Consider the following 10,937-nt stretch of genomic DNA (forward strand, 5'->3'; position numbering starts at 1 on the left):
CCCCAGCAAGATCCGTTTGACATCGGGGACCGACCCCGCCGCTGAATGACTGCGAATCTACCGTACCGCGTTGCGACGCGCTGTGACTTTGTTACTTAGGGCGGCACCCGGATCGCAAATATATCTTTATGCGGATGGCCGAACCGATACCGCTCGGTTCAGATCGGATTTGGATTCACCGACGGTGGCACATCGGCGGCCGGCTGGCCGATCTCGACCGACTTGGAAATTTCGGCATCCGGCCGACGCAGCTCGATGCGCAGGACATTGGGATCGTCCCGCACGACGGCGATATCCGGACTGGTCGCGAGCGCGGCGACGAACGATTCAGGATCGGTGGCGCTGCCCCGGAAAAAGGTCAGGCGTCGCGCCGCAAGCGACGGCTCGGCGACCTGGATCTTGAGCCGATTGAAACGATTGAAGTCGCTGGCCACCTCGCCGACCGTCTTGTCCTCGTACACCACCCAGCCTTCGGCCCAGGCCTGCTCGTAATTCACATTCACCTTTTCCTTGGCGATGGGCTTGGAGCGCGTGGACCGCGTGATCGACACTTGATCGCCCGCGCTCAGCGCGACGCCGCCGGTCGTTTCGGCGATCTGTGCGGGAGCGGCCGGCATAGCGCCACGAACGGCATGGCGACCATCGCGATAGAGCGCGACCGTGCCTTCGGTGACCGCAACGACATCTTTTCCGCCGAGCCGCGAGACACGAAATTCCGTGCCGACCGCGAGCACGCCCACCATCTCCGACTCCACATAGAAGGGCCGCGAGCGATCCTGCGCGACATCGAACATCGCCTCGCCGCGGACCAGGCGGATCGTCCGGTGATCGTCGCCGAACGACACTCGCAACAGCGAATCGGGCCCCACGCGAAGTTTGCTACCGTCGGTCAGCAACTCCGTGCGCCACTCGCCCAACTCGGTTTCGATGGCTCGATCGAGCCACGCGACTTTCGCCATGAAGCCCAGCAAGAACGACACGGCGAGACCGGCCACCGCAGCCGCAAGCTTCCACGGTCGGATCCAGCGGCGTCGGCGCCGGATCGGAGAAACATCCATCAAATCGAGCCGATTCGATTCGGACCAGCCGCGCGGCCGCTGCTCCTCCAAGTCGATGATGTTGGAGCTTTCCCCCGGCGCCATCCCGCTGGGCCCTTGCAGCTTCGCGGCGCGCAGCACCTGATAGACCTGCTGGATGCGGAGCAATTCAGCGATGTTGGCCGGGGACTGCTTCAGCCAGCGCACATTGCGCTCGCGATTGCGCACCCCCATGCGATCGTCGCGCAGGCGCACGAACCATTCGGCCGCTTCGCTGCTCAGGGACATCCGGGTGACCCGCTCCTGGCCCACCTCGTTCAGGCTTCCTTGCATGTCCTCATCCTCATCGCCGAGGGGACTGGTCACAGATCCTCCAGTCGCAACTGCATGCGCAACGTGCTGTAGGCGCGCGTGAGATCGCGCAATACGATCCGATACGTCAGCCCCCTCAGCTGAGCGATCTGCTTGTAGGTCAGGCCCTCGTTCACGTGTAACAACAAAACCTCGCGTTGCCGTGGCGGCAGCCGGTCGACGGCGGCCTGCACGTATTCATTGGCCCGCGTCCTGGCGAAGGTGTTCTCCGGCTCCTCGCCGGCCTCGATCTGCAGTTCCTCGAGCCAGCTGTCGTCATGCGGCTTGCGGACTCTGGAACGCTCGCGCCACTCGTTGGCGACATTGGCCGCGATCCGGAACAGGTAGCCCTGCGGGTTGTCGACGGCGACGTCGTCGCTATAGCGCAGCAGGCGCAGGAACACTTCCTGGGCCAGGTCGTCGATGTCGCCCGGCGGCACCGAGGCACGATTCCGCAGCCAGCTGCGGATGGGCTTGCGCCACTTGCCAAACCACTCGATCAGCCGGCCGTCGCGGTATTCGCGCGGACGGGGCGCGGCGTTCGGAGCTTCGCCATGCATTCCTTCAGGGCGCAAGCCGTCCTGGTCGCTCCGTTCATCCTCCCTGGACGAATTCCAACGATCTTTGTCACCCGACTGCTTGTGCCGATCGATCACTGAATCAGAGGCTAGCTGGCCGCGAGAGAAATTTTGTCCCTCGCCTGTTTGACTGGCTGACGGAGGCGCCTCATCCCTCCCAGATTAAGTCGAATGGAGCCTACTGCCGCTCCAGCCGCAGCGCGCGGGTGCTGGCTTTCCCCGAGAAGCCTGCGTACCAGCGATTGATCTCGCTCACGAAGTCTTCCGGCTGACTCGGCTTGAAGCTCAGCGACTTCACTTGCAGCCGTAGCACCTGGGGATCGTCGACGATCACCTGCGCGTCGTTCAGCAGATTCAGTTGCGCGACGATGTCGCCGATGCGCTCGCCTTCGTACTCGTACCAATTGCGGAGCCACATCAGCTCCCTCTCGGCATCTACCGATACCGGGGTGCTCACTCCCGTCGACGACAGCACCACTTGCTGATCCGCGATCGCGTGCACCATGGGCTGCACCCCCTCGCGAACCGCCGTCGCGGTGACCGCAACTTTGCCCTCGGCCACAGTGACGAGCACGGTGTCGCCCAGATCGGAGGTTGCAAACGCGGTGCCGACGGCGCGCACCGTGCCCACATCCGTGGACACCATGAATGGCCAGGCCGGCTGCCTGGCGACTTCAAACAAAGCCTGGCCGTGCACGAGCGTGACCCCGCGCATCTCATCCGTGAAATGAAAACGCAGCTTGGTGTGCGGCCCGGCATAAACCACGGTGCCATCCTCCAAGAGTTGTTTTTCCCAGCTCCCCGACGCCGTCGTGATGACCCGGTCGGCGCCGCTCATGCTCACCCACAAAGTCGCGATCACAGCGAGCATGACACTGGCCGCGAGGGCGAGTTTCGTGAAATTGAAGCGGGACGGCGCGGCGGCGGGTTGTGGCACCGGCCGTGGGCGCGGGCGTACCACGTCCGCGTAGGAATCGAAATCGACCACGTTCTTCGGCAGATCGCGCCGCACGGGCTTTTTGAGCGCGCCTTCCAGCAGCGCATCCATCAAACAAAGGCGTCCCAGCTCTTCGACGTTTTCCGGCGATTGCATCCAGACGCGGAGCTCACGCCGTAAATCCCGGTCCAGCTCGCCCAACTTGAGCCGCTGATGCCATTCCACGGCCTGTTTGATCACAGCGCCCTGTTGTGGTGTTGGATTCATGGGTTCCCCGCTGGCTGCCTCAGCAGCTCACCGACGCCAATTCTTCCGTCGTGGACTGGGTTGCTCCCGCGCCTGAAAGAAGACCGGGCGAAAGCAGCACTCCATCCCTGGGGATTGTGACGATGCCCGGGAAAAAACGCCGCTGCAAAGCAGCGTTGTCACGCTCCGGCGATTACTCGGGTAGTAGTCGAATGACGCTCGCGTTTTCGTAAGCGACCTGCACATCGGGACGCGCCGCGAGCATCAGCACGAATGTTTCCGGATCGTCGAGCTTTACTGTCGTGAACGGCATGGCAATCGCACCGATCGCCGGATCGGACATCACCACCTTCAAACGATTGCGACGATTGAACTGCTCGATCGCTTCGCGCACCGTCTCGCCACGGAATTCGTAATAGCCCGTCGCCCACTGCAACTCACGCGACGCATCGACTTGTTTGACCGGCTGCACGCCGCTGTCCGACAAAACAATCTGTTGATCTTCGACCAACTCCGCCACATCGCCGCTGCGATCGATCGTGACGATGCGAGCGTCGTTGTGTTTGCTCACTGCGACTTTGCCGTGAGCGACAGTCACGACGGCAGTCGATGCATTCATCAGCGATACACCGAACTCCGTACCGACAGCGCGCACGTCGCCAATCTGCGTCGTCACGATAAACGGACGCTTGGGATCCTTCGCGACTTCGAACACCGCCTCGCCTTCGCTCAGCACGATCATGCGCCGGCTGTCGTCGAACGCCCAACGCAATCGAGTGTTCGGCCCGATGCGCAACACGCTGCCATCGCTGAGCATCGCCCGATCCCATTGCCCTGGGCCGGTGGCGATGCGTGTATCGAAATACATGGCCTTCAGCGTCCATCCAGCAACGACGGTGAACGCAACGCCCGCAACCACCGCGGCAACTTTCATCAGGCGCGCCCGCCGGCGCTTCATGCGCAGCGCTTGCTGATGTACGACGGTCAGACCTCGCGGCCCGAACGGAATCACATTCTCCGGATCGGTGTCCGGCGCCGAGCGCATGTGCAGCTTCGCTTTGCGCCCGTAGCCGTGATAGCGATAGATATCGAGCAACGCTTCGACATGACGGTCGGACGTCTTCAGCCACGCCAGATACTCGCGCCGCTCGCGCGGCGACAGATCGTTCGCCACCAGACGCACGAACCAACCCGCCGCCTGCTCGCTCAGGAGCGCGTCGATCTCGGTTTCGCTGCCTTGTTCCATCCCTCTTGCCCTCAATGGCCTGCTCTTCCTAGAGGTCTTCAGCCTTCAACTGCATGCGCAGCGTGGCGTAAGCGCGGGTCAGATCCCGTAGAACGATCCGGTAGGTCACATTCAAGCGATCGGCGATTTCTTTGTATGTCAGACCCTCGTTGACATGCAGCAACAGCACTTCGCGCTGCCGCTTCGGCAAGCGATCGACTGCGGTCTGCAGGTGTTTGCTGACGCGGTTCTGAAAAGCGGTGTTGTCCGGCTGATCGGCCGGATCGATCTGCAACTCATCGAGCCAGCTCCGATCGTGCGGCTGGCGCACACGCGATCGATCGCGCCACTCGTTAGCAACGTTCGCCGCGATCCTGAACAAATAGCCTTGTGGATTCTCGACCGCGACGTCATCGCTATAACGCAGCAGCCGCAGAAACACTTCCTGCGCAAGATCATCCACTTCCGCGCGCGGCACGGACGCGCGACTCGAAAACCAGCTGCGGATGGGCTTGCGCCAGCGGTCGAACCACAGCGCGAGACGATCGTTGCGAGTTTCCATCGATGTCGCGCCGTCCTGCTCGGCGACATCGGGCTGCGGCGCGTGCGCGAGACCCGACTCGCGGCGCTCCAGGTGCTTGTGGCGGTCGATCACTAGATTTCCCTGTTTCTCAGCAGCGACCCGCCTGCTGCAATTATCTCACCCGCTGATGCAAGTGTGCCTGCGCGCGGCGGCGTCCGTCATTAGGTACTGACCGGGAACGAGCACCATGCTAGCCCCCGGAGGCTAAGAATGCCTCCGGAGGGCGCGATGGCATTATTTATTTTCGGCAAGAAACGGCCGAAACAGCAGCTCTTTGCAAATCGATGACACCAATTCGCGACGCTTCTGGTGATATGTCTGCAGCGCCAGCTGCAATTGTTCCTTGTTGTTCTCGCTGTACAGTTGACGTAACCGCGCCAGCTCATCGAGCGCATCTTCGATGATCTCGCCTTCGATCATGCGTGCGTGATGCAGCCGATCGTTGAAGTTACGAACGATATCCGCGAGCTCGCCGATGCCCGAGCGCGTCGCGATGCGCACGAACAGATCGTCGACGGTGCGCGTCAACTGATCGGGCTTGTCCGACAACGGCGCCGACGCGAAGATCTTCGAAGTCACCTTCGAGTCCTCATCGAGCGTCGCCGCTGAATTCCACTCGCGAATCGCCGAGTCGAGCAATGTTTGATTCAGCGTGTACAGCCCACGCAATTCATCTTCCGATGCGGTCTTGGCGAAGAAGCCCCGCTTCGGCGCGAACACGATCAATCGTTCCGCGGCGAGCCTCGTCAGCGCCTCCCGCACTGGCGTAGTACTCACCCCGAGCTCTTCGGCGAGCGTACCGATCTGCAACAACTGTCCTGGCGCGAGTGTATGCGCCAGCAGCAACGACTTGATGCGATCGTAGATTCCTTCCACGGCGTGATCGCTGCTGGCCTTGCGGCTGCCGCTTTCGTCGCGTTTCAACACAAAGATTCGCTTGCTTGGATCCGTCGAGAGCATGGTGCGCCCTCCGTAGTTAACCTGAAGATGAAGCCCTTTTGAGACGTCGAAGTCCCACCCTGATGTTCTGTCGTCACCCCTACCCCCCGGCAGCGCGATTCTGGTAATGCGCCTTCAGAATTCGTTTGCGAGAGAAATCTTCGGCGGGCGCCGTGGAGCCGCGAGAGCAGGCGCGAGGCCTCAAGTCGACTGGTTCGAATCGATACATGGCCGAATCCCTCAACCACTACCCGCTGATGACGTCGAAAAATCCCTTTAGATCAGGCGGCTTGCGAGCCGGCCCCGTCTATCGACGCCGTAATATTCCCGGTAACACTGTTGCCGCCGATGCAATGTGCGGCGCGGCATCTCAAGCCATACGCAGCGATACAGGGTCGGCAAAAGCTACCAGAGCCCGCCGTGATGCATCGGCGAAGTAACGGCAAATTCGGAAAGTGCCTAGAGATGAACTCTCAAAGATGGCCGGTCTTAGCGACTTTTTTATTCGACTTTCGAGATGTGCGAAGAAACGGCGAAATCAGGCGGCGGCCGGCTCGACCGCGAGCACAATCTTCCCTCGATGCGCACTACTTTCCATATACGCATGAGCCTCATTCGCACGCTCCAGCGGGAACACGCGGTCGACGATGGGCTTGATCTCGCCACGCGCGAGCAACGGCCAGACGGTCTCCAGCAAGCGAGCCTTGATGAATCGCTTGAATGTCACATCCCGCGGACGCAATGCCGAGCCGGTGATCACCAGCCTGCGCTGAAGAACACGCAGCAAGTCGGCCTCGCCTTTGATGCCGCCTTGCGTGGCGATGATCACCAGCCTGCCCTCGACGGCCAGCGTAGCAATGTTTTTTGACAGGTAACTGCCGCCGACCATGTCGAGCAGCACATTCACGCCGCGCTTGCCGGTTTCTTCGGCAATCACAGCGACGAAATCTTCCGTTTTGTAGTTGATCGCGCGCTTGGCGCCGAGCTGCTCGCAGAAACGACATTTGTCATCGCTGCCCGCCGTCGTGAACACGGTGTGCCCCAGCGCCTTTGCAAGCTGAATGGCGGACACGCCGATGCCACTGGAGCCGCCATGCACCAGCAAGCTCTCGCCGGGCTGCAGACGGCCGAACTCGAACACATTGCTCCACACGGTGAAATAAGCTTCGGGCAGCGATGCCGCTTCGACCATGCCGAGCGCGCCAGGAATCGGTAGCACTTGCGCTTCATCCACTGCGCAGTATTCGGCGTAGCCGCCCCCTTGCAGCAACGCGCACACCTTGTCGTCGACTTTGAAATCCCGGACTGCGGATCCCACGGCTGACACGACACCGGCGCATTCCAAACCCGGATAGCTCGGCGCACCGGGCGGCGGCGGATAGCCGCCCTTGCGCTGAAGCACGTCCGCGCGATTGATGCCGGCCGCCGCGATCTTGATGAGCACTTCGGTCGCTTGCGGCGTCGGCGTGGGACGCTGCGCGACGACGAGTGCATCTGGACCACCGGGTTGTGGAACATCGACGATCTTCATATCTGCACCTCAACCCGGTTCGTCAACTCTCTCGAGTGCGTCAGTTCTTGACGCCTTCGGTCCGCAGATCGGCGAGGCCGTCGAGATCCAACTGCTCCGCCGCCTCACGCAGCTCAGCCACACTGTCTGCCGCGCCTTCGATCTTCACGGTGAACCGATCGCCGACGACCACGGTGTACTGACCCTGCGATGCATTGCTATCCCACTCTTCATGCATCAAACGATCGTCCTCGCGAAAAGTTTTCTCGCGGCGACCATTTTCTTCCCGCTCGCCCTCCACGCCGGCCCAGCTGGCCAGACCCAGCAGGCCCTTGGCACTGCCGGCATCGGTGATCTCGAGCCGGACCTCGCGGCCCGAATCGTTGGAGTACGTTGCCGTCGCCGTCGAGACCTGCAGGCCCATCGCGCCATTGCGCTCGGCGGACAGGCTCGAGCGATTCAGGCCCGCCAGTTCCTCGGGAACGAAGGACTTCAAGCGGTCCGGCGCGAGCGATTCTACCTGCTGACCGCCGCCGAGCGCGGCGCCGAACACGGCCTTCATCGCCTCTTCCTGCGCGCCTTGATCGCCCGACTTCTGGGCGTCTTCGAGCTTCTTGTTGGCGGCTTCCATTTCCTCGGCCCACTTCTGCGCCTTGCCGAGCGCGCTGTCCTCATCGAACTGAACGTCGTCGTCATCGCTCGAAGAGTTGTAGGTCGTGCCGGCCATCATGCTGCCGACGCCCGCGACGCTGCCGACGACCACGCCGATGACGGCGCCCACGACGATCGCGATGATGACGATCACAGCGGTATATCCGGCCGCCTTCTCCGGCGGACACTTCATCGTCTGCGGCAGGCCGAGATACATCAAATAAATGCTGTAGATGCCGCCGGCGATCATCAACAGGACGCCCAGCCAAGTGGGAAGGATCTGCGCGATGCCCGCGATCCAGCTGGCGGTGTACGCATACACGATCACCTTGAATGCCTGGATGCTATTTTTCTGACCGCCGAAAGTCGGCGCGAGCGCATCGACGATCAGCGCCAGCACATAGAGCATCGCCAGCGCCAGCACATAGCTCATCACCATCGAGCTCAGGCCAGCGCCGATGCCGATGCGGATCGTGCCGGCGAACATGACCGAGGTGCCGATCACGCTCATCTTGAGGAACGTGAAGATCGCTGGAATCGCGGCCAGCCAGATGGCGTAGCCCTTGTACAGGTCCGCGACGGTGGTCGGCTCGCCGGCGATCACCGGCCACTCGCTTTTGGGGGACAGCAGAATGGCTTTGGCGCGAGCCATTAACTTATTGAGATCCACAAGGACTCTCCTGATTCGTAGTAAGAGGTTGGCGCTGGAGGCGATGCGGTCCCGCCCGGCGACTCCGCCGGTGCCAATAAGTATCTAATTTGTCTAAGAAATTAGCAATTGCCGCCCAACTCTCACCCGTGCTCGAGCGAGTTCGACGGCAGGCACTGTATGTGCTTCGAGACTGCAACCGCACGGATCTATGTATGCCAGAAGGCTCGCGGCGGCAGCACTGACCTTAAGGTCTAACCGTGCAAGGCGGTGGCCAGCTCCCGATAACGACAATAGGCGTTCGCCAATTCCATTTGACGTGGCGTATCGCACGCCGGCTCGAAGATCGCTGGCGACGCCGCCAGCACGCAAACACACTTGGCTCGCGACACCGCGACGTTGAGCCGATTCAAGCTGTACAGGAACTCCATGCCTCGCGGCGCATCGGCGTGCGATGACGTCGTCACCGAGTAGATGACAATCGCCGCCTCCTGCCCTTGAAACTTATCGACCGTGCCAACGCGGGCTTGCGGCAACCGGCGTTGAATCTCGATCACCTGCGCGTTGTACGGCGCAATGATCAGGATATCGTCGAGAGTGACTGGATGAGAGCGGCCGTCGCGATCGATCCACGACGCACCCGACGCCAATGTTTCTTCGACCAGGCGTCGAATGGCTTCGGCCTCTTCCGGCGCGGTGTTCTGATTTCCTTCGTGCAGCACCGGCAGGTATCGCAATCCCGTGCCACGAATGCGACCCTGCGATATGACTTCTTGATGCCCCAGGCCCACCCGACAAGCGAGCCGGCCCTCATAGAAAAGCTCCGACGTGAACGAACAAATGTCGGGATGCAAACGCCAGGTCTGCTCCAGGAACAAGCCTTGTTCTTTGCCGATGGTCGCCGCGCGGTCGAGCACGTGTTCCAGCGCCGACACGTCGGTGCCCTCCGGATGACTGCCTTGAATCGGTTGTTCCAACTGCTGCGGGTCGCCGAGCAACACCAAGGTTCGACAGGCTTGCGACACGGCCAGGACATTGGCCAGCGACATTTGCGCGGCTTCGTCCACGAACAGCGCATCGACAATCTCGAACGCATCCGGACGCGACCACAGCCACGCCGTGCCAGCTAGCACCTGACATGACGTGCCGACCGCCGCGAGCGCCTTCTCGTTATCCGTTTCGAACCGAATACCGCTCGTATCGGCGGTTTTCTCGGCAACCTTCTGCAAACACTGCACGGAAAGACCTGCGCGGTCGGCCTGCTCCACCACCTTGTCGAGCAGATTGCGGATGACTTTGTGACTGTTCGCCGTCACGCCCACTTTCTTGCCGGCCTTCACCAGCGCGCAGATCATCTGCGCCGCGGTGAACGTCTTGCCCGCACCGGGCGGCCCTTGAATCGGCAGCACTCCGCTTGCCAGCTTGGTCGAGACGCGAACGGCGGCGTCGCTCGCCGATTCAGCGCCCCTTTGCAGAGGTTCGTCATCCAAGCGCGGCGGGATTTTCAGCAGAAGATCTCGCGCCGCCTGATACTCGCCCGCACCAGCCATACCGTTATCAGCGACATGAATCCCAAGACGCAGCAACGCGCCCGCCATGACTTCTACTGACACGGAGTCATGTGCGAATGCTGCTTGCGGATGAAGCGATGCGGTGTCACCGCGCTTCCGGATGTCGATGGTGCCGCTTTCGAGCGAAATGGCGGCGACCACGCCCAATCTCTGTTTAGCGCTCAGGAACAGACTGTCGCCCTCGCTCACCTCCAACTCCTGTGGAGGAAAGCGATATCGATGAATCGGCGCTCGCGCGGTTCCACCAACGCTGCCGCGATATTCCAGCCCAGCGATGCCAGCACGCTCGTCGAGCAAATCCTCGGGCGTCAGCTCGGCCAGGCGGAAGAACTCCCACCACGATGACTTCTGCTCTCGTCGATGCCAATCGAGCGAATGCGCCAGGATCCAGCGCGCCTGCTGCTCGGCCGTCCGCTCATTCGCATCCGTCGGCACATCGGCAATGAGACGATCCACCAGCGCGGCGACTTGCCGCTGACGCTCATCCAACTCCGCCGGGGGTTCCGGATTGCCTGCCGCCGGCCGTGGAATCGCTGCGCCGTTCACGATCGTCTCGCCTCTGATTTTCTCCAGCCAATCCTGCAGCCTTTGGGCCGAGAGACAATCGTCGCGGTTGTAGCGGAGCACGATGTCTTTGCTTTCGTCGCTGATGGCGGCCGC

General features: G+C 61.7%; 9 protein-coding genes. All 9 read right to left on the bottom strand.

Translation table 11 applies throughout. The annotated features are described in order from the left end of the window. Positions 1-158: 158 nt before the first annotated feature. Positions 159-1,403, bottom strand: coding sequence for a FecR family protein (locus GYH35_RS29665; RefSeq protein WP_161830294.1), 1,245 nt, complete (start codon positions 1,401-1,403; stop codon positions 159-161). After that, on the bottom strand, positions 1,400-1,963 hold the full coding sequence (locus GYH35_RS29670) for an RNA polymerase sigma factor (protein ID WP_161830295.1): 564 nt from the start codon (positions 1,961-1,963) through the stop codon (positions 1,400-1,402). Before GYH35_RS29670 ends, GYH35_RS29665 begins: the two co-directional genes overlap by 4 nt. 181 nt (positions 1,964-2,144) lie before the next feature. Beyond that, complete coding sequence (locus GYH35_RS29675; protein WP_161816180.1) at positions 2,145-3,170, bottom strand: FecR family protein; 1,026 nt, start codon at positions 3,168-3,170, stop codon at positions 2,145-2,147. A 172-nt stretch (positions 3,171-3,342) separates the two neighbouring features. Beyond that, positions 3,343-4,395, bottom strand: a complete 1,053-nt coding sequence (locus tag GYH35_RS29680) for a FecR family protein (RefSeq protein ID WP_161830296.1) — start codon at positions 4,393-4,395, stop codon at positions 3,343-3,345. A gap of 28 nt (positions 4,396-4,423) precedes the next feature. After that, complete coding sequence (locus GYH35_RS29685) at positions 4,424-5,029, bottom strand: RNA polymerase sigma factor (protein ID WP_161816183.1); 606 nt, start codon at positions 5,027-5,029, stop codon at positions 4,424-4,426. A gap of 162 nt (positions 5,030-5,191) precedes the next feature. Further along, positions 5,192-5,917 carry a GntR family transcriptional regulator gene (locus tag GYH35_RS29690; protein ID WP_161816184.1) on the bottom strand — a complete coding sequence of 242 codons (726 nt, stop codon included), beginning with the start codon at positions 5,915-5,917 and terminating at the stop codon, positions 5,192-5,194. A gap of 517 nt (positions 5,918-6,434) precedes the next feature. After that, positions 6,435-7,427, bottom strand: a complete 993-nt coding sequence (locus GYH35_RS29695) for an NAD(P)H-quinone oxidoreductase (protein ID WP_161830297.1) — start codon at positions 7,425-7,427, stop codon at positions 6,435-6,437. A gap of 40 nt (positions 7,428-7,467) precedes the next feature. Then, complete coding sequence (locus GYH35_RS29700) at positions 7,468-8,709, bottom strand: Yip1 family protein (RefSeq protein WP_202624840.1); 1,242 nt, start codon at positions 8,707-8,709, stop codon at positions 7,468-7,470. Positions 8,710-8,960: 251 nt separating this feature from the next. Then, the coding region (locus GYH35_RS34710; RefSeq protein WP_202624842.1) for a DEAD/DEAH box helicase at positions 8,961-10,937 on the bottom strand (1,977 nt) is incomplete at its 5' end.

Source organism: Steroidobacter agaridevorans (genome assembly GCF_009932555.1).
GTDB lineage: Bacteria > Pseudomonadota > Gammaproteobacteria > Steroidobacterales > Steroidobacteraceae > Steroidobacter > Steroidobacter agaridevorans.